Source organism: Sphingomonas sp. UNC305MFCol5.2, assembly GCF_000712135.1.
GTDB lineage: Bacteria > Pseudomonadota > Alphaproteobacteria > Sphingomonadales > Sphingomonadaceae > Sphingomonas.
Window position 1 is genome coordinate 290,812 of the sequence record NZ_JOOE01000002.1, and the last position, 24,034, is coordinate 314,845.

Annotated in this window: 19 protein-coding genes; 6 read left to right on the forward strand and 13 right to left on the reverse strand. The window is 64.6% G+C overall.

Annotated features, from left to right (window positions below; translation table 11 throughout):
- Window positions 1–79: 79 nt before the first annotated feature.
- On the reverse strand, window positions 80–898 hold the full coding sequence (locus tag BR78_RS20900; RefSeq protein ID WP_051683265.1) for a hypothetical protein: 819 nt from the start codon (window positions 896–898) through the stop codon (window positions 80–82).
- A 194-nt stretch (window positions 899–1,092) separates the two neighbouring features.
- Between BR78_RS20900 and BR78_RS0108645 the strand changes: the two genes are divergently transcribed.
- On the forward strand, window positions 1,093–1,854 hold the full coding sequence (locus BR78_RS0108645; RefSeq protein ID WP_051683266.1) for a winged helix-turn-helix domain-containing protein: 762 nt from the start codon (window positions 1,093–1,095) through the stop codon (window positions 1,852–1,854).
- Between the two features lie 262 nt (window positions 1,855–2,116).
- Here BR78_RS0108645 and BR78_RS21675 read toward each other — a convergent pair whose 3' ends face one another.
- From BR78_RS21675 to BR78_RS0108670, 5 genes are all read right to left on the reverse strand, one after another.
- Window positions 2,117–3,475, reverse strand: coding sequence for a Gfo/Idh/MocA family protein (locus BR78_RS21675; RefSeq protein WP_029936166.1), 1,359 nt, complete (start codon window positions 3,473–3,475; stop codon window positions 2,117–2,119).
- Window positions 3,476–3,487: 12 nt separating this feature from the next.
- Window positions 3,488–4,645 carry a Gfo/Idh/MocA family protein gene (locus tag BR78_RS21680; protein ID WP_029936168.1) on the reverse strand — a complete coding sequence of 386 codons (1,158 nt, stop codon included), beginning with the start codon at window positions 4,643–4,645 and terminating at the stop codon, window positions 3,488–3,490.
- Window positions 4,646–4,655: 10 nt separating this feature from the next.
- Window positions 4,656–5,102, reverse strand: a complete 447-nt coding sequence (locus BR78_RS0108660; protein ID WP_029936170.1) for a cupin domain-containing protein — start codon at window positions 5,100–5,102, stop codon at window positions 4,656–4,658.
- 70 nt (window positions 5,103–5,172) lie between these two features.
- Window positions 5,173–7,122 carry a glycoside hydrolase family 97 protein gene (locus BR78_RS0108665; RefSeq protein WP_029936173.1) on the reverse strand — a complete coding sequence of 650 codons (1,950 nt, stop codon included), beginning with the start codon at window positions 7,120–7,122 and terminating at the stop codon, window positions 5,173–5,175.
- Complete coding sequence (locus BR78_RS0108670; protein ID WP_029936175.1) at window positions 7,119–7,838, reverse strand: GDSL-type esterase/lipase family protein; 720 nt, start codon at window positions 7,836–7,838, stop codon at window positions 7,119–7,121. The genes BR78_RS0108665 and BR78_RS0108670 overlap by 4 nt, the downstream gene beginning before the upstream one ends.
- Before the next feature lie 343 nt (window positions 7,839–8,181).
- Here BR78_RS0108670 and BR78_RS0108675 point away from each other — a divergent pair, with 343 nt between their 5' ends.
- The gene (locus BR78_RS0108675; protein WP_029936177.1) at window positions 8,182–9,621 is read left to right on the forward strand and encodes a L,D-transpeptidase family protein; all 1,440 of its coding nucleotides are present in this window, start codon (window positions 8,182–8,184) and stop codon (window positions 9,619–9,621) included.
- Between the two features lie 17 nt (window positions 9,622–9,638).
- On the forward strand, window positions 9,639–9,959 hold the full coding sequence (locus tag BR78_RS0108680; RefSeq protein ID WP_051683267.1) for a hypothetical protein: 321 nt from the start codon (window positions 9,639–9,641) through the stop codon (window positions 9,957–9,959).
- A 19-nt stretch (window positions 9,960–9,978) separates the two neighbouring features.
- Here the strand turns inward: BR78_RS0108680 and BR78_RS0108685 are convergent, their stop codons facing one another.
- From BR78_RS0108685 to BR78_RS0108700, 4 genes are all read right to left on the reverse strand, one after another.
- Window positions 9,979–11,472: a tryptophan halogenase family protein gene (locus BR78_RS0108685; protein ID WP_029936181.1), complete on the reverse strand. Its 1,494-nt coding sequence runs from the start codon at window positions 11,470–11,472 to the stop codon at window positions 9,979–9,981.
- Window positions 11,469–12,500: a cupin-like domain-containing protein gene (locus BR78_RS0108690; protein ID WP_029936183.1), complete on the reverse strand. Its 1,032-nt coding sequence runs from the start codon at window positions 12,498–12,500 to the stop codon at window positions 11,469–11,471. The genes BR78_RS0108685 and BR78_RS0108690 overlap by 4 nt, the downstream gene beginning before the upstream one ends.
- Before the next feature lie 5 nt (window positions 12,501–12,505).
- A complete protein-coding gene (locus BR78_RS0108695) occupies window positions 12,506–13,228 on the reverse strand; it encodes a SapC family protein (RefSeq protein WP_029724873.1) in 723 nt (240 codons plus the stop codon).
- 324 nt (window positions 13,229–13,552) lie between these two features.
- Complete coding sequence (locus BR78_RS0108700) at window positions 13,553–16,699, reverse strand: TonB-dependent receptor (RefSeq protein WP_029936185.1); 3,147 nt, start codon at window positions 16,697–16,699, stop codon at window positions 13,553–13,555.
- A gap of 393 nt (window positions 16,700–17,092) precedes the next feature.
- On the opposite strand from BR78_RS0108700, the gene lldD reads away from it, so the two are divergent.
- Window positions 17,093–18,250, forward strand: coding sequence for an FMN-dependent L-lactate dehydrogenase LldD (gene lldD, locus BR78_RS0108705; protein ID WP_025587667.1), 1,158 nt, complete (start codon window positions 17,093–17,095; stop codon window positions 18,248–18,250).
- Between the two features lie 47 nt (window positions 18,251–18,297).
- Window positions 18,298–19,761 carry a Gfo/Idh/MocA family oxidoreductase gene (locus BR78_RS0108710; RefSeq protein ID WP_025587669.1) on the forward strand — a complete coding sequence of 488 codons (1,464 nt, stop codon included), beginning with the start codon at window positions 18,298–18,300 and terminating at the stop codon, window positions 19,759–19,761.
- A 610-nt stretch (window positions 19,762–20,371) separates the two neighbouring features.
- Here the strand turns inward: BR78_RS0108710 and fucP are convergent.
- Window positions 20,372–21,673: an L-fucose:H+ symporter permease gene (gene fucP, locus BR78_RS0108715; RefSeq protein ID WP_025587670.1), complete on the reverse strand. Its 1,302-nt coding sequence runs from the start codon at window positions 21,671–21,673 to the stop codon at window positions 20,372–20,374.
- Window positions 21,674–21,834: 161 nt separating this feature from the next.
- Between fucP and BR78_RS0108720 the strand changes: the two genes are divergently transcribed.
- Entirely contained in the window at window positions 21,835–22,626 is a 792-nt protein-coding gene (locus tag BR78_RS0108720; RefSeq protein ID WP_025561156.1) for an IclR family transcriptional regulator, read from the forward strand.
- A 3-nt stretch (window positions 22,627–22,629) separates the two neighbouring features.
- Here the strand turns inward: BR78_RS0108720 and BR78_RS0108725 are convergent, their stop codons facing one another.
- Both BR78_RS0108725 and BR78_RS0108730 read right to left on the reverse strand, forming a co-directional pair.
- Window positions 22,630–23,661: an aldo/keto reductase gene (locus BR78_RS0108725; RefSeq protein WP_025561157.1), complete on the reverse strand. Its 1,032-nt coding sequence runs from the start codon at window positions 23,659–23,661 to the stop codon at window positions 22,630–22,632.
- Window positions 23,658–23,987 carry an L-rhamnose mutarotase gene (locus tag BR78_RS0108730; RefSeq protein WP_197021334.1) on the reverse strand — a complete coding sequence of 110 codons (330 nt, stop codon included), beginning with the start codon at window positions 23,985–23,987 and terminating at the stop codon, window positions 23,658–23,660. The genes BR78_RS0108725 and BR78_RS0108730 overlap by 4 nt, the downstream gene beginning before the upstream one ends.
- Window positions 23,988–24,034 lie beyond the last annotated feature (47 nt).

Genomic DNA, 24,034 nt, shown 5'->3' on the forward strand with positions numbered 1-24,034 from the left:
GGCCCGCCGTCCCTCGCCGGCCCGGCACGCTGCGGCCAGCCACGGCGTTGCCAAGGACGTCAGGGCCACTGCCCCTTGGTTACGCCGACGCTTCACCACCAACTCTGCCGACTTTCGGCCTTTCCGATCCTGCCCGGCATTGGGATGAGGCCAGCAAATCCCCAACCAGCCACAGCGCCGCCCCCATGCACAGGCTGATCGCGGCACCTTCCCAGCGAAGCCATTGTGTCGGATGCGTGAACGCTCCGGGCAGCCAGGCGAGCAGGACGAAGCACATATACATCAATGCACCGAACCGTGTCGCCGGGACCGCAAATCGATTTGCGATCAGGCCAAGGCCAACGGCGGCATGCCCCGCGCCCGTCGCGATCGCCCAGAACATCTGGCCGCCAGGGAGCCACTCGGGCACCATATTCCCGGTCTGCACCGGCGCCATGAAATGCGCGAGACCGAAGACGAGCGAACAGGCGCCGAATGTGATTCTGGCGACGGTCGCTCCGACCGATCGGTCCCCGCGTGCCAGCAGCAGGATTGCCCACGCGCCGACGACCACCGCCAGCTGCTCCGCGAGCCCCAGAAGGGCGTTCGCGTTGAGAGGTGGCCCGATCAGGAGCCGCAGATAACAGGCGTCGTAAAGCGCGAATATCAGGAGCAGGAGCATCGCTGCAGGGCGGACGGTGCGTGGCGCCAGCAGGCCCGATCCGCCCATCACCAACAGTCCAGCCGCGAGATAAGCGAGCGGCCGCCGCAAGGGCAGGTTCCCGGGCACCGGCTGCCAGAAGTCATGAAACTCGCCCTGTAGGATGCAGGCGATCCCGTACAGGATGGCCGCCACTCCCAGGAACGCGGTACCCAGGGCGGCCTCATCCAGCCGCTGCCATATCTTTTGCACCTGCATCGCACGTTTTCCTTTTCGTCCGCCGACGCCAATTCGTGGCGCGGCCTCGCCGTGGATGCGCGGGGCACGGAGAGGAATGCGAATAAAGAAATGCTGAATTTGTTCTAATCAGCCCGATCCGGACCCTCGACCCGCTTTCCTTTTCCGCGGCCAAGGTGCGAGAGCAGGGGGGCAAAAGGACATCGCGAATCCAGATGACGAGCCACAGCATAGGAGATTGGTCGTTCGAGCCGGAGGCCAACGAATTGCGCCGTGGCGATGAGCGCCGCCGCCTGGAACATCGCGCTGCCCGCACGCTCGAGCTCCTTTGCAGCCGGGCGGGCGAGGTGATCACCCCCGACGACATATTGGCGCGAGTCTGGAAAGGCCGCGCGATCAGCGCGAACAGTGTACCGGTGGTCATCAGCGATCTGCGTCAGGCGCTGGAAGACGATGCCCGGCGTCCACGCTATATCGAAACGGTCGCCAAGCGCGGCTATCGCCTCATGGTGGAGCCGCCGGCCGAACCGGCGGCTGCGTACCGCCCCAACCGGCTTCGCCCCATGATCCTCGCACTCGGGGCGCTGGCGCTCGCGGTAACCGCACTGGCCTGGGCTATGTTCGGGAGTGCGGCAGACTTGCCGGCGCTCATTGTCAGGCCCGTTCAAAATGCCACGGACAACCCCGCCTATCAGCCGCTCGTCAATGCCAGCAGCGCCATGCTGATGGCACAGGCCGAGCAGCTTGACGGTGTCCAGATCTTCCGCGGCGCCAGCCCTCGCAAGGATGCGATCAGGCTGGAATCATGGCTTTTCATCTGGAATGGTCGCCTGACGCTCATGATGTCTGCGCAACGACCTGACGGCTCCGTATTATGGACAGGAATAACGACCGGGGGCGAGCGGCGCATCCCGAATGAGATAGCGCGTCAGATGCAAAGCCTTGGCGAACGGCTTCGGCACAATGCAGCTAGATAAGGCTCGCAGTCACTCCCTCCCTTGCAATGTAGGATTTCGTCTGCTTGCTCGGGCGGTCGGCCCTGCCGTCTTGCTCTTTGGCACAGTCGGCTCGATCGAACTCGCAAGATCTTGGTCAACGTACCTGTAACCTTGGTGCCGCGTCACAGGCGTCCGGCGCATCCACGTCAACCACGCCGCGAATTTTATCGTTGAATATCAACATTGCAACGCATCGACGCCGCGCGAAAAACCCGGCATAGTGTCAAGCTAGTGTCAACTTTCAGATCGCGTATTTCGCCCGCTGCGGGCGGCTGAGCATCGCGTTGGCTTCGTCGTCGCCGATGAAACGCTCGGCTTTGGGATCCCATTTGAGGCGGCGTCCGGTCTTCATCGCGGTCCAGTGGAGCAGGCAGGTCGAGCAGGCGCGATGCCCGATCTCCGCCGGCGCGCTGACCGGCACCCCGGTCAGGATCGCGTCGAGCCAGTTGCGGTGCTGCTCGGGCACCTTGAGCAGATGCACTTCGTTCGGGCCGATCACGCTGGTCAGGATCTTGGGATCGCTGGCCTGGAGCGGCTCGACTTGCTTCGCGCCCGCGCTCGGATCACTGGTGGTGACGGCACCGCTGCGCGTCACGAAGATCCAGCCCTTGTCGCCGATGAACTTCACGCCGTTGGGCAAGGCGCCCGACACGGTCATCGTCACGCCATTGGCGTAACGCGCATGCGTCTCGAATGCGCCGTGGACGTTCCACAGCCCGCTCTTGGGGAATTCGGCCTTGCCCCAGATATCGACGGGCCCCGAATGCTCCATGTCCATGCCCCAATGGGCGGTGTCGATATGGTGTGAGCCCCAGCCGGTGATCATCCCCGCGCCATATTGCTCGATGCGCAGCCAGCCGGGCCGGTTCTCGAACGAATCCTGCGGGTGCACGCCGATCTCGGTGTACGGCACCTCCGGCGTGGTACCGAGCCAGGCATCGTAATTGAGGTTGCTCGGCACCGGCATCGGCGGCGCCTCGGGCCCGGACGGATCGCCGGGCAGGCCCACTTCGACGTGGCGAATCTTGCCGATGCGGCCGTTGCGCACCAGTTCGCAGGCGCGGTGGAATTGCGGCCAGGGATCCTGCGCACGCTGCTGTGAGCCGATCTGGACGATGCGCCCGCTCGCTTTCACTGCATCGGCCATCGCGCGGCCTTCGGAGATGGTCAGCGCAGCGGGCTTCTGGAGATAGACGTGCTTGCCGGCGCGGACCGCGTGGACGGCTTGCGGGGCGTGCTGGTGATCGGGCGTGGAGATCAGGACCGCATCGATCTCCTTGTCGGCGAGCAGCTCGCGATAGTCGTGATACATCCGCGTGCCCGAATAGGGCTTGCCCGTGCTGGCGGTGTAGCGCGCGTCGACCAGTTCCTTGCCCGCGCCGAGGCGGACGGTGTCCACGTCGCAGACGGCGACGATCTGGGCATCGGCGTGCTTGTGGACTTCCTTCATGTCGTGGATGCGCGAGATGCGCCCGACGCCGATGGCGCCGATGACCACCCGGTTGGAGGGCGCGTTCTGGCCGAACACGCTGGACGGGACGATTGTCGGCGCCGCGATCATCGCGCCGGTCTTCAGGACACCGCGTCTGGACACGTGCATGCTCCGTCTCCCTCAGGCCAATTTGGGCCGCGTGGCGTTCTTCTGGGCCGTGAGCACCAGCTCGGCGGCAAGCAGCGCCTGGTCCTGGTCCTGCGCGATCGACGAGCGCTCGACGACGTCGGTCACGAATTGCGGGCCGAAGGGCAGCGCCACCTTCGAGCAGTCGATATAGCGCACGCCCTTCTTGTCGGTGAGGAAGAGGTGATTGCCGCCCGGCCGCCCCGCGACGTCGACATATTTACGCAGCTCGATGGAGCCTTCGGTGCCGACGAGGAATAGGCGGCCGTCGCCCCAGGTCGGCAGGCCGTCGGGCGTGAACCAGTCGACGCGGATATAGCCGGTGCCTCCGTTGCCCGTGGCGATCATATCGCCGAAATCCTCGAATTTCGGCTTGTCGGGCCAGTGGAAATTGCCGGTCTGCGAAGCGACGACCTGCGCCGAGGTCGAGCCCGTGTAGAACAGGAACTGATCGGCCTGATGGCTGCCGATATCGGTAAGGATACCGCCGTATCTGGCCTTGTCCCAGAACCAGTCGGGGCGGCTCGGCGCGCTCACTCGGTGCGGTGCGAGGTTGACCGTTTGGATCACCTTGCCGATGGCGCCCTGCGCGACCAGATCGCCGGCATGGACCGCGGCACGGACCTCGAGCCGCTCGGAATACATGATCGCAAACTTCCGCCCCGTCTCCTTCACCGCGCGGCGGACGTCGGCAAGTTGCTCGAGGCTGGTGATCGCCGGCTTGTCGCCGAGAAAATCCTTGCCCGCACGCATCGCCCGGATGCCGAGCGGCGCACGCAGATCAGGAATCGGCGCGCCGATGATCAGCTGGACCGCCTTGTCGCTGAGGATCTCGTCCTCACTGCGCGCGAGCTTGACGCCGTTGCCGTACCGCTTCTGGAAAGCCTCGATATGCTTGGGATCAGTGGCGAAGAAGGCGACCGGAGTGCCGCCGCCGCGGATCATCGCGTCGGTCATGCCATAGATGTGCGCATGGTCCAGCCCGATCACGCCGAACTTGATGCGGTGTTTCGCGGTCGGCTCGGGCCCGGTGGGCGCCGCATCGGCGGAGACGGCATTCCCCTGGGTCTGTGATTGCGCGAGCAGTTCGGCCGGCAAGGAAGCGGCGATGCCGGCCATTCCGGCGCCAGTGAGCATCGTGCGGCGGTGCATGCAGTTCTCCTCAGTTCGCAGGCGTTGCCGCCGTCTTCCAGTTGATCACGTGATAGGTGGCCGGTGTGTCGCCGATGTTGCGCAGCGCATGCGGCGAATTGGACGCGTTGAAGATCACCGAGCCGGGCCCGAGGCGTTTCCAAATTCCTCCGTTGAGTGCCTCGACCGTGCCTTCGCGGACAATCACCAGTTCCTCATTGGGATGGGTGTGCGGCGGGTGCGAGGCGAGGCCGGGATTGAGCGTAGTGACGTGCATCTCGAGCTCGTCGAGCGTGGCGGTGGGCTGGCGGACGAGATTGCGGATCGCGCCGACATCGGTCTTCTTCGCGTCCATCTTCGCCCAATCGAACACCGCCGGACCGAGCTTTGCCGGTACGGCCTGGGCTACGGCACCGGCCGCACAGGTCGCCAGAACCGCGCTCAGCGCCACCATTATGTCCCGGCGCGTGATCCCCATCTCAGCCCTCCTCAAAGCGTGGTCTTCGCCACGATGCCGAAACGTACCGCAAATGCCGGAACTGTGAACCCTATTTGTCTGAGAATATTGCCACAGCCCCGCCGCTGGCCGCGAGCGGAAGTTCGATCGTATCAGTGGTAGTGACCTTGCGCGTTTCCAGCGTAACTGCGTCGGCCTTGTCGCCATCGGTCCAGATCCGCGCGACGGCCTTGTTGGCGAGGAAATCAAGCGGCACGCTCACCGTCCGGGCGGTCTCGCCGTTCATCGCGCCGAGATACCAGCGCTTGCCCTTGCGGCGGGCGAGCACAATGAACTCACCAGTCTCGCCGCCGAGAAACCGCGTCTCATCCCATGTTGCGGGTACCTGCCGGATGAAATCGAACCCCGCCGGGCTGGCCGCATAGGTATCGGGGCTGTCGGCAACGCTTCCCAGCGGGCTGAGAAAGACGACATACATCGAGAGCCCATGCGCGCGCGTCGTCTGTACGAACGGCAGGTCGTTGCGGATTCTGAATTCCGCCGGGGTCAGGTTGCGGAAGCCGCCGGGAGTATAGTCCATCGGCCCCAGCAATCCCCGCGTGAAAGCGAGCATCACGTTGTGGCGCGCGGTCACCCGGCGGCTCCATTTATTGTATTCGGCGCCTAGAACGCCTTCCTGCGTCATGAAATTGGGCCAGGTCCGCGTCGTCCCGCGCGGCGGATACGCACCGTGCAGATCGACCATCAGATGGTGCCGCGCCGCCGCGCCCAGCAATTTGGTGTACCAGTTGACCATCCACTGATCGTCGCGGTCCATGAAATCGACCTTGATCCCCGCGATGCCGAGCTTCTCGTAGAATGCCAGCGCATCCTCCATCTGCTCGTCAAGCGCCTGCCAGTGCGTCCACAGCCACAGCCGGACGTTCTTCGCTTTGGCATAGTCGACCACTTCCTGCAGGTTGATCGCATCTGACCATTTGGTGACGTCGACGCCCGGCCGCCGCACCCCGCCGCCGCCGGCGCCGGCATACCAGCCCTCGTCGATCATCGCGTAAGGAAGCCCGTTGGCAGCGGAGAAGTCGATGAACGCCTTGGCCACCGCCGTGCTGGTTCGCTGCCCCGGCAGGTTCGCAATCACCGGACCGTTCCACCAGTCCCAGCTGGCGAGACCAGGCTTGATCCAGCCAGTATCCTCGATCCGGCTCGGGCTGGAGAGGCTGGTGAGCAGATTGGATTCGCTGATCTTCCCCGTCTGATCCGCCAGCATCACCACGCGCCAGGGCGTCACGATCGGGCTGCCGATCCGCGTGTGCACCGCGATCCGCGGATCATCGAGCGAAGGCGACAATTTGAGCTGCAGCCCAGGTCCGCCATCGCCGCGACCGGTCAGATACATTCCGGCGAAGTCGATCAAATCGGCCTCGGCCAGCGCAAAGGCGGCGCTTCCGGTCTCGCAGACAAAGGGCAGATCGAACAAGTTGTGATCGCGCATCCGGCTGGTGTCGACCGGATCGAACTCGCCTTCATGGCTCGATCCGAACTTGCCGACATTGAACCCCCAGCATTTGTAGGTCTGCGGGAAATAGAAGCCGGTGCGCTCATAGCGGATGATCGCCGCCGCGGTCGTGGGCTGAACCGGGATTACGCTGCGGAACGCGACACCGTCGTCATAGGCGCGCAGCATCACGTCGAGCTTGCGCTTCGCCCCGCCTTTCTCCTGGAAATGGACAATGAGCTGGTTGTAGCGGTCATGCCCCTCGGCGGCCTTGCCTGCGAAGATCGGATAGCGGGCATCGCCGCTCGCCGGTTCCGAACCGATGATCATCAGGCCTGAGCCCAAGGTGTCCGTATCGAGATCGAGCAGGATCGGCGACGGCGCCAGCACCGGCGCGCCGCGGCGGGCGACCGTGTAGACCGGTGTTCCGGTCGCGCTGGCCTGCATCGTGATCCGGTTGGAACCGTCGGGCGAAGTCAGCTCCAGCCGCTGCGCCATGGCCGGAAACGAAGACAGCATCAGGACCGCCGCGGCGATCCCCTTCATATTTTACGTGCCCTCAGGAACGGCTCGAGCACGGTCGCCATCATATCATAGCCCTGCTCGGTCGGGTGGACGCCGTCGGTCGCCATGCCGGGCTTCATCGCGCCCTTTTCATCTGCAAGCACCGGCCAGTAATCGACCCAAATGGCGCCAGCGTTCTTCGCATGGTTCTTCAGCCACGCATTGATTTCGCGGATCGGCTTCACTGTCTCGAGCCCCGGCCGCCACGGAAAATGATCGGCGGGCGGCACCGAAGCGATCAGCACTGCGATGCGGTTGGCCTGGGCGATCGCAGTCATCATCCGGAAATTGTCGAAGGTCTGCGCGAGCGTCATCGGGCCGGTATTCCCGGCGACATCGTTGGTGGCCGCCATGATATGGACGTAGCGCGGTTTGAGCGCGACCACGTCGGCCATCATCCGCAGCACCATTTGCGGCGTGGTCTGGCCGCTGATGCCGCGGCCCACACGACCGGCCTTGAAGAAGTCCGGACGCTTGCCACGCCATCCTTCGGTGATCGAATCGCCCATGAAGACGATGTTGGTCTTCGCGCCCGAAGCGAGCAGCTTGCGGTTCTCCTCCGCATAGCGGCCGAGCCAAGGCCAATCCTCCTTGAGCTGGCGCTGGCGCTTCTCCTCCCAGCTTTCCTGCGCCTGGGCGTGCGCAGCGAAGGGCAGCGCAAGCGCGCCGGCCAGAAAGCCGCGACGGACGATCGACATGTTGATCTCTCCTGTCTCAGCGGTCGGGCACCCCCTCCCGCGTTTCGGCAAGCTTAGCGGCCGCAAGAATGCAGGCAAGCTTGGCCGGAAGCGGTCGTTTGGAGAATTGAGCCCGTTCTGGGTGCGGATTCCGGGCTCCCGTTCGGACAGCATCGCGCGCCCCTGTTTAGCCCGCGGCCGCCTTATCTCGGCCGCGGGCTAATAGTTGCTCGCACTCGCACCCGAAATTCGCCTATTAGCACCTCGATTCAGCCGAATTGCCGGGGGGCGAAACAGCCGGGCAGGAGTATTGAGTGTGATATCGCGAGCGATTTTGGGTCGAACCCTGCGGCTGGGCACCGCGATGGCGAGCGTCACCGCGCTGCTGGCCGGCCCGGGATTCGCGCAGCAGCAGCCCCCGCCCGTCGCCGTGCCGCAGGTGCAGGTCGTGCCGCCCGTCGTCCCCGTGCAGGTAATTCCGCCGCCGGTTCTCAGCGCCGCGCAAATCACGCAACTGGCCCAGCTCCTTGACGATGCCGGCTTCGCGCACGGCCTGCGTCACGACGGCAGCGCGCAGCCACGCCTTGAGGGCAATGACGCGGTGGTCCGCGCCGCGCTCGATTATGCCCGAGCGGTCCATTCGGGCCGGCTCGATGCCAGCGACTTCCAGCAGGACTGGGGCCTGCGGCCGGCCGCCTATGATCCCATGCCCGCCTTTGCCGATGCAGTGAAGCGCGATCGCATCGCGGCCTGGTTCCGCGCACTGCCACCGCCTTATTCGGGCTATGACGGGCTGCAGAAGGGGCTCGCCGCCTATCGCAAGATCGAAGCGAATGGCGGCTGGACCACGTTACCCGCGGGTCCCGACATGGCAGTCGGCTCCAGCGGTCCGCGTGTCGCTGCGCTGCGTAAGCGGCTCGCAGTCGAAGACAGCGACGTAGTGGCCACCGGCGACAAGTTCGACGCAGCGCTCAAGGAAGCCGTCGTCCGTGCCCAGCGCCGTTACGGGCTCAATCCGACCGGCCTGGTTTCGAAGGGCACGCTGGGCGCGCTCAACGTGCCGGCGGGCGATCGCGTGCGCCAGATCATGGCGAATATGGAGCGCTGGCGCTGGCTGCCGGCAGAGCTCCCGGCCAAGCGCATCCAGGTCAACATCGCCGCGGCGGTCCTCACTGTGTTCGAGGGCGACGCGCCGATCGCCTCGATGAAGGCAGTCACCGGGCGTCCCGGCAACGAGACGCCGATGCTCCAGTCGCGCATCCACTCCATCGTGCTCAATCCGCCGTGGAACGTGCCCGCCGGGATCGCCGCCAAAGAGCTGTTCCCCAAGGGGGCGGCCTATCTGGCGCGCAACAACTACAAAATCATCGGCACCGGCGCGAGCCGCCGCATTCAGCAACAGCCGGGGCCGAAGAGCGCTCTCGGCCTTTACAAGTTCGATTTCGACAATCCCTATGCGGTGTATCTGCACGATACGCCGTCGCAGTCGAAGTTCGCGAGTTTCGATCGACTGGATAGCCATGGCTGCGTGCGGCTGGAGAAGCCGGGGCCCCTCGCCCAACTGCTGCTGCGCAACGATCCGGCCTGGCAGCCCGACGAAATCCAGGCCGCGCTCGCCACGGGCAAGACCCAGCGCGTCCAGTTGCAGCCGCAGGACCAGGTTCATGTTTACCTGCTCTACTGGACCGCCTTCGCGAGCGCGAACGGGCAGATGAACTTCCGCGGCGATCCCTATGGCTGGGACAAGACGTTGGCGGCGAAGATCGAGAGGCGCTCGGCCATCACTGCCGTCGCCACACGTTGAAAAAAGGGGAATTATAGATGAACATCAAGCGTATCGCCCTGTTGGCATCGGTGGCCGGCGCACTGGCGCTCGGCGCCTGCTCGGGCGGCAAGGACGAGCCGGAAGCGCCGACCAGCAATGTCGAGAACATGACGCCGATCGTGGTCGAGAACACCGCCACGGTGCCGGTCGATGCCCCGCCCGCGACGCAGATCGACAATGTCGCTACCCCGCATGCCGAGACGGTGCCGTCCGATCTCAGCGCGGACGAGCAGACCCAGGACGATGCCGATGCCACGGGCATGACCGCACGCGTCTCGCGCGACGAGGGCGGCAACGAAGCCCAGCCGGCGCAATAAGCTTTTCCCGCCGGCGACGTCAGGCGTCGCCGGCGGGGCAATATCGCGCGAGGAATTCCTGATGTGACGGCATGCGCGCGACCGCGTTGCCGATGTTCGATTTGAGCGCCGCGAGCGCCTTTCGCAGTTCCTCGGAATTCATCATCTTTGCCAGCCGATGATAGCTCGTCGGCGCGAGCCCCTGCCCGAGCAGCACCTGAACCCAGCTATCGACCCGGAACAGGTCGTTCGCTTCCTGATAGGCGTAAGCCTCATCGCGGAACAGCGCCATGCGCTGCGCGAGGCTGTCCGGTATCTCCATCGTCCGGCAACGATCCCAGAACGGCGAATCGTCGCGCCGGGTGAGATGGTAATGGAGCGTGATGAAGTCGCGGATGCCCTCGATCTCATGGCGTGACTGATCGTTGAAACGATTGGCGATCGCCTCCTGGCAGCCGCCGAAGGGGAATTCCTGGATCAGCCGCGTCACCGCGACCTTGACGAGATGGATGCTCGTCGATTCGAGCGGCTCGATGAAGCCGCTGGCGAGGCCGAGCGCGACGCAATTCTTGTTCCACACTTTCTTGCGGGCGCCGGTCTGGTAACGGATCAGCCGAGGTTCTGTTAGAACCTCCCCTTCTATCTCATTGAGAAGCTTGGCCCGTGCGTCCTCGTCGGACATGAACTCACTGCAAAAGACGATGCCGTTGCCGACGCGGTGCTGGAGGGGGATGCGCCAGCGCCAACCTGTTCCGTGGGCGATTGCGCGGGTGAGCGGGATCGCGGGCCCGGTCGATCGCGTCTGCACGGCAAAAGCGCTGTTGGTTGTGAGGTATCGCGTCCAATCTTCATAACCGGTGTGAAGTGTTTTCTCGATCAGCAATGCGCGGAAGCCAGTGCAATCGAGGAACAAGTCACCTTCGATGTTGACACCGGACTCGAGCACCAGTGCCGTTATGAAGCCGGTTTGCGGATCCTGGAGAACCTGTGCGATCTTGCCCTCGACGCGCTTGACTCCGGCCGGCTCGGCCAGCCCGCGCAGGAAGCGCGCATAGAGCGTCGCGTCGAGGTGATAGGCATAGTTGATGTCCTGGCCCTCGGCCTTGGCGAACTTGCCTGCGTCGGACGCCTGCAGCTCGAAGCAATAGTCGGCGAGGCTGCCGCCGAAGCCCTGCGCGCGCGCTTCCATCCAGAAATGGTGGAAATCGGCCATCCATGTCGATCGCCTGCCGATCTCACCGAAGCTGTGGATGTAGCGATCGCCGACCTGCCCCCAATTCTCGAACGAAATGCCGAGCTTGAAGGTCGCCTGGGTGGCACGCATGAACGCCTGCTCGTCTATCCCGAGGAGCTGGTGAAAGGTGCGCGACGTCGGGATGGTCGACTCCCCCACCCCGACGGTGCCGATCTCGTCGGACTCGACCAAAGTGATCTCGATCAACGGCCCGAGCTGCTTCACCAAAGCCGCCGCGGCGACCCAGCCGGCGGTGCCGCCGCCGGCAATGACGACGCGCTTCACGACTTGTTCGTTCATCGATTCAGCCTGTTCAGGAGTTGGGCGCGGAGCCGACGCGCCGCGGTTTCGTCCAGCGCGCCGAGGAGCCCGCGCGCATGGTCAGGAAGATGCGCACCCGCGCGATCGGCCGGGCCGAAGACATAATAGTCGAACAGCGCCTGCCACCCGCGCTTCTCATGCTCAGGTCGATCGCGCAGGCTGAGCAGCGCGTGGAGCAAGGTGTTCTGCGGCGTGTCCATGAAGGCGGGCGAAGCGTTCCACCAATAATTGATCATCGCGTTGAACGGATCCAACGCCTCCACCTGATGCCACCACAAGGCGGGATAGATCAGCGCATCGCCCGGCTCCATCTCCGCCACCTCGGCCGCCGCAAGCGCTTCGGCGAAGCGGGGATGGCGGGTCATGTCGGGTGCGTCGAAATCGACCATCGAGACCACCTGACCCGCAGGCGTCGGATCGAACGGACCAGGATAGAGATTGGCGGCCTGATCGGGCGGGAACAACGTGAAGCGCCGATGCCCTACCAGCGTGACGGCGATGTTGTTCGACATGTCGAAATGCGCGGAAGCTATGGTCCGGTTGCCGATCCAGATGCTGACCAGCGGCGGATGCTCCGCGAGCTGCGGATCGCCGAAAGGCAGCGCCGCTTGTGCACGAAGCCCCGGCAGATACTGGTCGATATCTGTGGAGCCGATATAGATGGCCGGCGCATCGGGATCGCCCAGACCGGCGAGGAGCTGGTCGAGATAGCCCGACAGCGATCCGCGCTCCCTTGCGAAATTGAGCGCAGTGCAATCCTGGGTATAGCCAAAGCGGCCCCCGATCGCCGGATCGCCGACATAGGCCGTGACGGGACGACCGCCGTCGAACTGCTTGAGCCAGGCAATTGCCGACTCCGCGCCTTCCAGCCCGGCAGCGACCAGCGGCACGTCGCGCGCAATCCCGCGCAGGATCGCGGGGCGGCCATCGGCGATCAGATCGGCCACCGGCAGGGTGCTTGCCTGGGCCCCTTCGATCACGCGCGTGCGGCGAGTGATGGCAGGCATCGCGATCAGCCGGTTGCGTCCAGCAGCATTTGCTTGCGCGCAATCAGCTGCTGGATGTTGCCGAGCGATGCCGCGACCAGGATGGCAAGCCGCAGGACGCCCGAGCGGTGCAGCCGCTCCAGCGGTTCGCCCGCCATGGCGGCAAGCCGCTCGATGTCCACGACGAGCACGTCCGGCACGGTGTATCGGCGATCTTCGCTCACATCGATGCTGAGCGTGACCGGCGTGAGCAGCCCAGCCTCGTCAAGTGCGGCATACGCGGCCGGAGCGCTTTCCATTTCCTGGTAAAGCAGCCGCAGCACGCCGGAAATATGGTTGAGATAGGGCGCATTGCCGCCATGCTCGAGGAACAGCGGCAGACCCTCGCCATCCCCGACGCGGGGGTCGTCCATGTCGACATGGATCATCGGCTCGCCCGGCGCCGCGTCGGTGGAATCCCGCGCGATGCCGATGGAGAACGGCCCGCGCCGGTGGCTGGCGGGCACATAGCGGCTGGCCCAGCGATCGCCGGACAGGAACAGGTTTTCGTCGCGGTCCAGCCCCAGCAGCGCATAGGCCTGGAGCCCGGTCTCGCGACGACGGAAGATGATCGCGAACTCGCGCTGCAACTCCTCGAACTCGGCGGGGAACACCAGCGCCTGATTGGCGGCGTCGCCGAATTCGGCGCCCGCCTTCGGGCTGACGCGCAGATTTGCATGGTCGATATTGTTGATCTGTACGGGGTTCATCCGCTCCGGTCCTGTTTCCGCTCAGGTCTAGGCTGTGTCGACATTCAACTCTTTCCCCCACCCTGCAAGGGAGGGGTTAGGGGTGGATAAGAAGAGGTTGGGCTCGATGCCCGGCCTTTTCTTTATGTCCATGCAGCTCGAAGGGCTCGCTTCGCTCGCACCCACCCCCTGCCCCTCCCTTGCAGGGAGGGGAGTTTCGCGGCCGAATGTCCATTCAGTCTAGCAGCGCGATAGCGACCGACAAAAGAAAAAGGCCGCTGCACAGCGCGGCGGCCTTTCTCCCCCTTCTATCGGGGGCAGGCCGAGGCCCACCCCCGAATTGGGTCAGAAGCGGAAACGTCCGCCGAGATAGAAGCGCGGCTTGAGCTCCTGCACATACACCAGGTTGGTCTCGGTGCGGGCATATTGACGGAACGGCTCGCTCGTCAGGTTGACCGCCTCGAGCGACACAGAGAAATTCTGCGTGATGTCGTAGCTGATGTTCGCGTCCAGCGTGCCGAAGGTGTCGGTGAACAGCGGGTTGCGATTGCCGCCCTGGTTCGTTCCCGACAGATACTTGTCACGCCAGTTGTATGCGACGCGGGCCGAAAGACCGCCCTTGTCGTAGATAGCCGTGAAGTTGGCGCTGTCACCCAGACCCGTCAGCGCGAAGATGTTGACGTTCGGATCGGCATAGGGGTCCACGTTCACGTCGCCATCGACCTTGGTGTACGACGCCGAGAAACCGAAGCCGGTCTGCCCGAAGAAGTGAGTCCATGCGACTTCGAAGCCGTGGATATTGCCTTCACGGTTGTTGACCGGACCGCTGATCGCGAAGTTGAACAGCGGGTCGCTCGCGTTGGGGATGATATCGACCGCGGTGGCAAGGGCATTGTAGAATGCCGTGCCCAGCCCCGTGCCCGGCGTGTAATTGGCCTGGAACTGTGCCGTCGCAGCTGCCTGGTTCCCGTTATTCTGCACCAGAAGCGCAGTGTAGGCGAACAGGTTGATGTCGCTCAGGGGAATGTTGTTGGTCCTGAGATAGTCGAGCGCGATGCCCGAACGCGTACCCGGGGCGCCCGAGCTCGGATCCCGCAGGCCGAACAAATTGCCGTTGGTCACCTGGGTGCCGATGAAGTTGCGCACGTTCTTGTTGAAGAAGCCGATCGAGACGAAGCTCGAAGGCTTGTAATACCACTCCAGCGATACGTCGAAATTGTCCGATTCGAGCGGCAACAGACCCGGGTCCTGCACGGTTGCGGCCGCAGCCGCTGCGCCGAGGGCCGTCGGGCGGTTCGGCGCCCCTGCAGTCACCGACGCGAACAGATTGCCATAGTCCGCACGAGCCAGCGTCTGGCTGAACGAGGCACGTGCAACCACGTTGTCGAGCACTTCGATGTTGAAATCCATCGACGGCAGCAGGTTGTCGTATTCCCCCTTTACGGTCACGGCACCACCGGCAGGCCCGCCATCGACGTAAAGATCGTTGTCTGCCGCCCAGCGAATTGCCTGCGGCACCGACTGGAGCGCGATCGAATTGACCTTGGTCTTTTCGTAGCGAACGCCGATCAGTGCGTTCGCCTTGCGTCCGGCGATCTCGCCGGCCCAGGTCAGCTGACCATAGACCGCCCAGGTCTTCTCGCTCACCGTGTCGTCCGCCGACCCTTGCAGCGCGATATTTCTGCCGGGCTGGTTCACGTAATAAGGCGAGAAGATGTCGAGCAGATCGACTGCGTTCCCACGGAACGCAACCAGCGCCGACCCGGTCGAATTTGGATTATATTTGTCGAATTTGCAGGTCATGCAGAAGGTTTTGACGAGATCGCCGGCCATCTGCTTGACCAGCCCGGTGTCGGTGATGCCCCAGTCGCCCAGCATCTGCTGGGTGTTGGAAGTCGCCGACCGCATCTTCGAATCGACATAGTCGCCACCGAAGTTGAAGCGGCTCCCCTCGCCCAGGTCCCAGGCGAATTCCGCCCCGTACTGGTTGATCCGGGCTTCCTGCTCCGAAGTGATCGTGCGCGCGATCTGGGTTCCCATATCGCCGATGTCGAGCTGGTTGTTGCAGTTGCCGCCACGGCCGCCGTTCGTAGCGGGGCAGTCGTTGATCGTTTCCGACTGCTGCGGGAAGCCGGTGGTGTAGTCGACGCGGTGCGTCGCACGGACCGGCGCGCCGATCGAGATCGTCGTCGCCGAGGAACCGTTTGCGTTATCCGGATTGGTCGTCGACTTCGAATGGTTGGCGTCGAGCGTCAGCGAGAGGTTGTCGGTGAAGTTCCATTTCAAATTGCCGCCGATCGAGTACAATTCGGTGTCGGTGGCGTATCGCTGCTGCTCGTAGCCCTTGTCCGCCTGGACGGCCTCGGCCAGGATGACGGCGCTCTGCATGTGCTTGTTGTCGTCGAAGGTGACGTCGGTGAACGGGCGCTGGAACCAGTTGGTCTGCTCGCTGCGCTCGTCGCTCAGCTTGTTCCGGGCATAGAGGCCGTCGACCGTGATCTCGATAGCATCCGACGGCTTGAACTGGACGACGGCCTGGCCGTTAATGCGCTCGCGGCGATTCTCGGAGAATTGATAACGGCTGTCGTTCGGGATCTGGACGTACGGCGTGGTCGGCCGGTTGGTGATGTTCGTGGTCGGGCTGATATATGGTCCTGCCGTGCTGAGGAAGGACGCCAGCGGCACGATGTTCCAATAATTCGGGTTCGACTGGATCGACGTCGATTCGCGCAGCTGATAGCTGCCGAACAGAGTGACGCCGAAGGTGCCGCTGTTATTCTTCCAGTTGATCAGGCCGGACACTTCGGGCGTGATCTTGCTCAGATCGGCCTCGGCATCCTCGACCGTGGTGTCATAGAGCGCCTTGGCGCCGATCGAGCCGGACAGGCCATCTTCCCGAGCATCGAGAGGCCGGCGAGTCACGATATTGATCGATGCGCCGATGCCGCCCGACGGGATGTTGGCGCGGCCGGTCTTGTAGACCTCCAGCGTGGCGACGCCTTCCGACGCCAGATTCTGGAAGTCGAACGAGCGGCCGGTGCCGCGCGCAAAGGCGTTGCCGGTGCTCGTGTCGATGCTGGTAGCCGGCAGCTGGCGGCCGTTCACCGTCACCAGATTAAAGCCGCCGCTGAAGCCGCGGACCGCGACCTGCGAACCTTCACCGTTGGCGCGGGTGATCGAGACGCCGGTGATCCGCTGCAGCGACTCGGCGAGGTTCGTGTCGGGGAACTTGCCGATGTCTTCGGCAGAGATCGCATCGACGACGCCGGCGGAATTGCGCTTGATCGCAATCGCCTGATCGAGCGAGGCGCGGATGCCGGTGACGACGATGTCCTCGCTGGTGTTCTCGTCCTGCGCGGCGGGATCGCTCGCGGCGGCGGCCGGAGCGGCCGCCTCCTGCGCATACGCCAGGCCCGGCATCATCAGGCAAGCCGTGATGGCGAGTGCGGAAGCCGAGCGCGCGAGCGCCGGCGAAAGCCGAATGCTGTTCATCTGTCCCCTCCTTGTCGGCGCGCAGGGCGCACCACATGGTTTTTATGTGAGCGGCCATGTTACCGCCCGATGTTAACGCTACCAAGTTGTCCTACGTTGTCAACATCTGTCAGCCATAAGATGGCGGAATGAATTATGCTTTATTATTAGATATTTATGTCGATCAACTCTCCCGAGTCGAACAAAACTTGGCGCCTGCGACAAAAATAGCACAGCATCGTCGGTAACCGTTTTGTCGGTCCAATCGTCCGGAACACCTCGGGGGAGGACCGCTTCGTTGATACGTGATCGCAATCATTCCGAACTCGTATCCGTTACGCCTTGCGCGCATCGTGCCGAGAGCCGAAGCTGGCTCGACAGCGGGTTCCACCTTATGGCACAGCATATCACGCGATGAGACAAGCAGCTTCCACCCTCGATTATCGCGAGCTCGCTCGGCGGCGCCTGCCGCATTTCCTGTTCGAATATATCGACGGCGGCTCTTATGCCGAGGTGACGCTCAAGCGGAACGTCGACGATCTCGCCCGGATCGCGCTGCGCCAGCGCATTTTGCGCGACGTCTCGTCGCTTGACCTCTCGGCCGAGTTGTTCGGACAAAAGCTGGCAATGCCGGTCGCATTGGCGCCGATCGGACTTGCCGGAATGAACGCACGGCGCGGCGAAGTGCAGGCGGCGCGGGCTGCCGAAAAGGCAGGCATTCCCTTTTGCCTTTCCACCGTCTCCGCGTGCCCGCTGGACGAAGTCGCGCGCGGCACCACTGCCCCCTTCTGGTTCCAGCTCTACATGATTCGCGATCGCGGGTTCATGCGCGAACTGCTCGACGCCGCGACGGCGGCGGGCTGCAATGCACTGGTGTTCACCGTCGACATGCCGGTACCCGGCTCGCGCTACCGCGACTATCGCTCGGGACTCGCCGGCGCGAGCGGCATGTCCGGCGGCCTGCGGCGGATGTGGCAGGCCGTGAAGCGCCCCGCCTGGGCGTGGGACGTCGGCGTGCACGGGCGGCCGCACCAGCTCGGCAACGTCGCGCCGGTGCTCGGCAAGAATACCGGGCTCGAGGATTTCTTCGCGTGGATGCGCAACAATTTCGACCCCACGGTGAGCTGGCGCGATCTCGACTTCATCCGCGAGCGCTGGAACGGGCCGCTGATCATCAAGGGCATCCTCGACGCCGAGGACGCGCGCGCGGCCGCGGAACTGGGGGCGGATGGGATCGTCGTCTCGAACCATGGCGGGCGCCAGCTCGACGGTGTGCCCTCGACCGCGCACGCGCTGCCGGCGATCGCCGACGCGGTCGGCGACAAGCTGACGGTGCTGGCCGATGGCGGTGTGCGATCGGGGCTCGACGTGGTCCGCATGCTCGCTTTGGGCGCGAAGGGCGTGCTGCTCGGCCGCGCCTGGGCGTTCGCGCTGGCGGCGCGCGGCGAAGCGGGCGTCAGCCACATGCTCAAGCTGGTCGAGGCCGAGATGCGCGTCGCGATGGCGCTGACCGGCTGCACCGGCGTGGACCAGATCACCCGCGACGCGCTGGTGGAGACGACTCGCCGCTGAAATTCGAAAACAGGGCGAAAGAACCGCCCGGCAGGAGAGGATTTAGGATGGATCGTAGCGAAGGACCCGCCGTCCGGCGGCGTGACGTTCTCGGCGGACTTGCTGCGGGTACCGCGCTCGCGACCGCACTCGACGCCAATGCGGCAGGCGTCGCCGCGGACAAGCGCAAGCGCTATGTCTCGGTGGGTGTCGGCAGTCGCAATCGCATGTACCAGGAAGCCTTGTGGGGGCCGCACAAGGCGCATGGCGAGCTGATCGCCGCCTGCGACACCAATCCCGGGCGCCTCGATTATGTCGCGCAACAGGCGATCAGGGCCGGCGCCAAGCCGCCCAAGCCGTACCTCGCCGCCGATTTCGACAAGATGCTGCGCGAGCTCAAGCCCGACGCGGTGATCGTCACCACCCCCGACGCCTTCCACGACGATTATGTCGTCCGCACGCTCGATGCCGGCTGCGACGTCATCACCGAAAAGCCTATGACCACCACGGCCGAAAAGGCACAACGCATCCTCGATGCGGTCAAACGCAGCGGCCGGCACATCCGGGTGACCTTCAATTATCGCTACTCGCCGTTCCGCAGCCAGGTGAAGGAGCTGTTGATGTCGGGCGAGATCGGCGATGTGCTGTCGGTCGATTTCCAGTGGCTGCTCAACACCGTCCACGGCGCCGATTATTTCCGGCGCTGGCATTCGAACAAGGCCATTTCGGGCGGGCTGATGGTGCACAAGGCGACGCACCATTTCGATCTGGTCAACTGGTGGCTCTCGGACCTGCCGGTGAGCGTCGACGCCACCGGCAAGCGCGAATTCTACACCCCCGAAATGGCGCGCCGTTTCGGGCTGGATGGGCCGCACCAGCGCTGCCACACCTGTCCGGAAAAGGCCGAATGCAGCTTCTTCTTCGACATGGCCGCCGATCCGGGATTGAAGGCGCTCTATCTCGATAACGAGAAATATGACGGCTATTTCCGCGACCAGTGCGTCTGGCGCCCCGAGATCAACATCGAGGACACGATGAACGTGATCGTCGGCTATTCGGGCGGGACGACGCTCAGCTACAGCCTCAATGCGTTCAATGCGTGGGAGGGCTATCACATCGCCTTCAACGGCACGAAAGGCCGCCTCGAGCACAGCCTGGTCGAACAGGCGGGAGTCGCCGGCGCGAGCAATCAGGACGAAGGCGACCGGATCAAGACTCGAATCGTGCCGATGCGCGGCAATCCCCGCGACATCGTCCCCGCGACCGGCGCGGGCGGACATGGCGGCGGCGACGCGGTGATGCTCGCCGATATCTTCGATCCGAACGCACCGAAGGACCCGCTGCTGCGCTCGGCGGACGAGCGCGGCGGCGCCGCGTCGATCCTGATCGGAATCGCCGCCAATCGCTGTTTCGAGACGGGCAAGCCGGTGAAAATCGGCGAGCTGGTGACGGGGCTCGACTGGCCGGATTATCCGAAGATGCCGGGGCACAAGGATCCCGTGGCGCAGCCGCCACGGATGCAACGGGCCTAGGTTAGGCTTGGGCTGACCAGCCTGCGCATATGTCGTCACCCGCGAAGGCGGAGGGGAGGTGACGGTTCTTCATATGGCAGCCGCCATCACCTCCCCGGCCCGGCGCAGCCGATGGCCTCAGGGTGGGAAGGATCGTCTGGAACCACACCGGGATTTCCCCGCCGAGGCTGGAAAGTCCGCGCCAAGGAATCCGCCCGCTGCCCTAGATTGTCCCGTTACGGGGATTCTCCGTACTGGCCGCGAGACGCATTCAGGAGTATGCAGGTTAGGCTCCGGAGGGTTCCCCCCTAAGGGGTGCGGTCGGGCGGCGTTTAACTCCCTTTTCCGCCGCCCGGCCGTCCTTCGGCAGCCGACAAGCCCGTCCCGCATTGGCATGAAACTCCGCGTCCCGGACACTTCACCGGCGCGCGGTCGTGCGATTTCCAGCCATTCGCCGTAGCTTGCGGCAAGATCAACGGTCGACCAGTCGACTCCGCCCGAACGCTCGCCCATGCATCGGCGATCATCACAGTTTCGGTAATTCGCCTCGAACATCAGTAAGGCGCTGTCGAGTCGATCGCCCGTTTCTGCGAGTCGAAATGATCCCAGTCGGGCCTTGGCGCATGACGGATCACATCCGCAGCGTCCTCGCCCGCAATGCGAACGCCATGACGACGAGGAAGCAGGTGGCCGGCACCAGCATCGCCCATAGGATCGAACCGCTCGTATCCGAGACATAGCCCATCGCCGCGGTCAGGACCGCCCCTCCGATGATCGCCATCACGAGCAAGGCCGCCGCCGATTTGGTGCGCGGCCCCAGCCCCGCCACCGATTCGGCGAAGATCGTCGGAAACATGATCGACATGAAGAAGCTGGTCGCGACGAGCGCCATGGTCCCGACGGTACCGCCCAGCGCAGTGGCGACGACGCACAAAAATGCCGAAATGCCGGCAAAGCCCGCGAGCAACGGCAGCGCCGCGATCCGGCCCATCAGCATGACACCGGTGAAGCGCCCGAGCATGAACAGCGCCAGCGAGATTGTGAGATAGCTGGCGGCGAGGTGCTCGTGGGTCCCCGGCACCGCGACCTGCGCATAGCGGATCAGATAGCTCCAGACCCCGACCTGCGCGCCCACATAGAAGAATTGCGCGACGACCCCGAACAGCAGCCGGCGTTCGCGCAGCAGCGAACGGAAATCCTCGAGTGCGCCGACGCCCTCGTCGACGTCGCTTTCGGTCGCCACGGGGGGAAATCGGACGACACGAATCAATATCGCCCAACCGATCACGATGAGGCCGATGATGAGATAGGGAACCTGTACCGAGGACGCCTCGCTCGCACGCCAGGCCGCCAGCGCGGCCGGCGCCATCGCCTGCTGCTGCTCGGGGGAGACCGTGACGCCCGACAGGATGAACTGGCTGCCGAGCACGACGCCGGTGATCGACCCCAGCGGATTGAAGGCCTGAGCCAGATTGAGACGCCGTGACGCGGTCTCTTCCCGCCCGAGCCGCGCGATCAGCGGGTTGGCCGAGGTCTCCAGAAAGGCGAGCCCGCTGGCGATCACGAACAATGCGGCGAGGAAGAAGGGATAGCTTTGTGCGCCGGCGGCCGGCCAGAACAGGAAAGCGCCGAGCGCGTAGAGTCCCAGCCCGGTCAGCACGGCGGCGCGATACCCCTTGGCGCGCATGAACAAGGCGGCGGGAATCGCGAGGCAGAAATAGCCGAGATAGAAAGCGGACTGGACGAGCCCCGCCTGCAGGTCGCTCAGCGTGAACAGCTTCTTGAAGTGCGCGATCAGCACATCGTTCAGGTTGTTCGCGACGCCCCAGAGGAAGAACAAGGCGACGATCAATATCACCGGGAGCAGCCTGGCGACGGTGCGGCCGCCGAGCGGGAGTTCCGCCGACGCAGTAAGTGGAGCTTGGGCTTCCATGTGGCGCATTCTCTCCTGCAGGGCTCTCTCCGGAGCTTGCACATATAAAAACGCTTTCGCAGACGAATGCAACTTTCCAACGCGCCGCCTGTGCGCTCCGTCTTCATTCCGGAGCCCGCAACAGATACACGGTGCGGGCAAGAACGCCATGAGGGGGTGCCGTGAAGAAGGTCGCTGAAGAGAAAAGCGAGATCGACTCGCGTTATCGGGCCCCCGCGCTCGAAAAAGGGATCGACGTTCTCGAGCTGCTCGCGACCGAGGCGCGGCCGATGACCCTGACGGCGATCGTCAACCGGCTCGAGCGCTCGCACGGCGAGCTGTTCCGCATGGTCCAGGTGCTCGAATTCCGCGGCTATATCGAGCAGGATCCGTCGAACGAGGGCTATCGGCTGACCGACCGGCTCTTCTCGCTCGGCATGCAACAGCCGCGCACGCGCAACCTGATCGAGGCGGCGCTGCCGGTGATGCGCCAGCTCGCGTCGAGCGTGGGCCAATCGTGCCATCTGGCGCTGCATACGCAGGGCGAGATGGTGGTGGTGGCACGGATGGAGTCGAGCGAGCAGCTCGGCTTCTCGGTGCGCGTCGGCTATCGTCGGCCGCTGGTCCAGGCGGCGTCGGGGATGGTGCTCTATGCCTTCCAGCCCGAGGATGTGCGCCGCCGCTGGGAGAGCCTGCTCAACCCGCAGCTTCCGGAAACGGAGCTGGCGGCGTTCCGCGCGCATGCCGACGAGATCCGCGAGCGCGAGGTCGAGCTCACGCCGAGCAAGTTCGTCGCGGGAGTCACCGACATCTCGGCTCCGGTGATGCGCGGCGGGATGGCGGCGGCGGCGCTCACCGTGCCCTATCTCAAGAAGCTCCAGCCTTCGATTTCGCCGAAGGAGACCGGCGAGCTGGTCCGGGTGGCCGCGGCCCAAATCTCCGAGCAGCTCGTCGAAGGCGACAGCCGGGTCTGAGGGTCAGGCGGTCCCGCCGCGAGTTTCGGACGGGACCGGTGCGTCCATGCGCAGCAGCCCCTCCTGCTTGAGTTCGGCCCAGAGCTGCGCGGGTATCGGCGCGCCGTAACGCGCGACGGTTTCGGCGACCTCGGTCAGGCTCGCCAGCCCGGGTACCACGCTCGTAACCGCCGGGTGCGCGAGCACGAACTGGAGCGCCGCGGCACCGAGCGCGACTTGATGGCGCGCGCAGACCGCTTCGATCCGGCGGGCCTTTTCGAGCACCAGCGCCGGGGCCGCCGCATAGTCGTAACGCGTGCCGGCGCGCGGAGTCTGACCCGCCAGAATGCCGCTATTATAGGGACCACCGACGACCACGCCGGTGCCGGAGGCCGCGCATCGCGGCAACAACACATCGAGCGCGCCTTGTTCGAGCAACGTGTAGCGACCGGCGAGGAGGATCAGATCGAGCGGGCCGCGGTCGAGCAACTCGAGTGCGACTTCGCATTCGTTGACGCCGATCCCGAACGCGGTGATCGTGCCTTCCACGCGCAGCCGTTCGAGCGCGCGCAACCCGCCGCCGGCCAACTCGGCCATCCGATCCGCGTGACGATCGCCGTGGGTCAGTCGGCCGATGTCATGGACGAGCAGAATGTCGACCCGGTCCATGCCGAGCCGGGCAAGGCTTGCCTCGTGCGAGCGCAAGACGCCGTCGTACGAATAGTCATAGACCGGCTCATAGGGTTCGGCGGAGCGAAAGCCGTGGCGCTCCTCCGGGAGCGGCCCGTCCGCCGGTACGAGCAACCGGCCGACCTTGGTCGAGACGACCACCCCGTCGGCTGCGCGAAGCGCTGTCCCCAGCCGCTTCTCGGCGAGACCGAAGCCGTAATAGGGCGCCGTATCGGCATAACGCATGCCGGCCGCGAGCGCCGCAGCGACGGTGGCGGCGGCATCCTCGTCGGAGACCGCGCGATACAGGTTGCCGAGCGTCGCGGTGCCGAACCCCAGCTCGGAAAGCTGCATGCCGCTGCCCGGCAGGCGCCGGGTCGCGATCATTGTGTATCGCCGAATTCGAAGATGCGTTGCATCGGCACCCATTTCTCGCCCGGCGCGGCGTGCGGCAATGCCCGCTGAAAGCGCCACATCAGCGTCTCCCATTCGGCGATCTCGGCGGGGGCCTCGACTGCGCGGGGATAGTCGTCGGCGACTTCGGTGATCATCACCATGCGATCGCCGGTCCGCCAGATCTCCATCGACTCGATGCCTTGCGCACGGATATGATCGAGGACCACCGGCCAGACCGCGCCCGGGGCATGGCGCGCCTCGTAGTCGGCGATCAGCGCTGCGTCGTCGATCAGATCGAGCGCGAAACAGTGCCGCATTATCCTTATCCTCCCATTCGCCGATTTCAGTGTTCGGTTTCGTCTCC

What these genes read in the sequence shown, in the direction of transcription:
- lldD (WP_025587667.1), top strand. Translation starts at nt 17,093, where the DNA reads ATGAGACAAGCAGCTTCCACCCTCGATTATCGCGAGCTCGCTCGGCGG.
- BR78_RS0108690 (WP_029936183.1), bottom strand. Translation starts at nt 12,500, where the DNA reads ATGCCTGCCATCACTCGCCGCACGCGCGTGATCGAAGGGGCCCAGGCA.
- BR78_RS0108685 (WP_029936181.1), bottom strand. Translation starts at nt 11,472, where the DNA reads ATGAACGAACAAGTCGTGAAGCGCGTCGTCATTGCCGGCGGCGGCACC.
- BR78_RS0108675 (WP_029936177.1), top strand. Translation starts at nt 8,182, where the DNA reads ATGGCGAGCGTCACCGCGCTGCTGGCCGGCCCGGGATTCGCGCAGCAG.
- BR78_RS0108725 (WP_025561157.1), bottom strand. Translation starts at nt 23,661, where the DNA reads ATGATCGCGACCCGGCGCCTGCCGGGCAGCGGCATGCAGCTTTCCGAG.
- BR78_RS0108700 (WP_029936185.1), bottom strand. Translation starts at nt 16,699, where the DNA reads ATGAACAGCATTCGGCTTTCGCCGGCGCTCGCGCGCTCGGCTTCCGCA.
- BR78_RS0108730 (WP_197021334.1), bottom strand. Translation starts at nt 23,987, where the DNA reads ATGCGGCACTGTTTCGCGCTCGATCTGATCGACGACGCAGCGCTGATC.
- BR78_RS21680 (WP_029936168.1), bottom strand. Translation starts at nt 4,645, where the DNA reads ATGCACCGCCGCACGATGCTCACTGGCGCCGGAATGGCCGGCATCGCC.
- BR78_RS0108670 (WP_029936175.1), bottom strand. Translation starts at nt 7,838, where the DNA reads ATGTCGATCGTCCGTCGCGGCTTTCTGGCCGGCGCGCTTGCGCTGCCC.
- BR78_RS21675 (WP_029936166.1), bottom strand. Translation starts at nt 3,475, where the DNA reads ATGCACGTGTCCAGACGCGGTGTCCTGAAGACCGGCGCGATGATCGCG.
- BR78_RS20900 (WP_051683265.1), bottom strand. Translation starts at nt 898, where the DNA reads ATGCAGGTGCAAAAGATATGGCAGCGGCTGGATGAGGCCGCCCTGGGT.
- BR78_RS0108710 (WP_025587669.1), top strand. Translation starts at nt 18,298, where the DNA reads ATGGATCGTAGCGAAGGACCCGCCGTCCGGCGGCGTGACGTTCTCGGC.
- BR78_RS0108645 (WP_051683266.1), top strand. Translation starts at nt 1,093, where the DNA reads ATGACGAGCCACAGCATAGGAGATTGGTCGTTCGAGCCGGAGGCCAAC.
- BR78_RS0108665 (WP_029936173.1), bottom strand. Translation starts at nt 7,122, where the DNA reads ATGAAGGGGATCGCCGCGGCGGTCCTGATGCTGTCTTCGTTTCCGGCC.
- BR78_RS0108660 (WP_029936170.1), bottom strand. Translation starts at nt 5,102, where the DNA reads ATGGGGATCACGCGCCGGGACATAATGGTGGCGCTGAGCGCGGTTCTG.
- BR78_RS0108695 (WP_029724873.1), bottom strand. Translation starts at nt 13,228, where the DNA reads ATGAACCCCGTACAGATCAACAATATCGACCATGCAAATCTGCGCGTC.
- BR78_RS0108680 (WP_051683267.1), top strand. Translation starts at nt 9,639, where the DNA reads ATGAACATCAAGCGTATCGCCCTGTTGGCATCGGTGGCCGGCGCACTG.
- fucP (WP_025587670.1), bottom strand. Translation starts at nt 21,673, where the DNA reads ATGGAAGCCCAAGCTCCACTTACTGCGTCGGCGGAACTCCCGCTCGGC.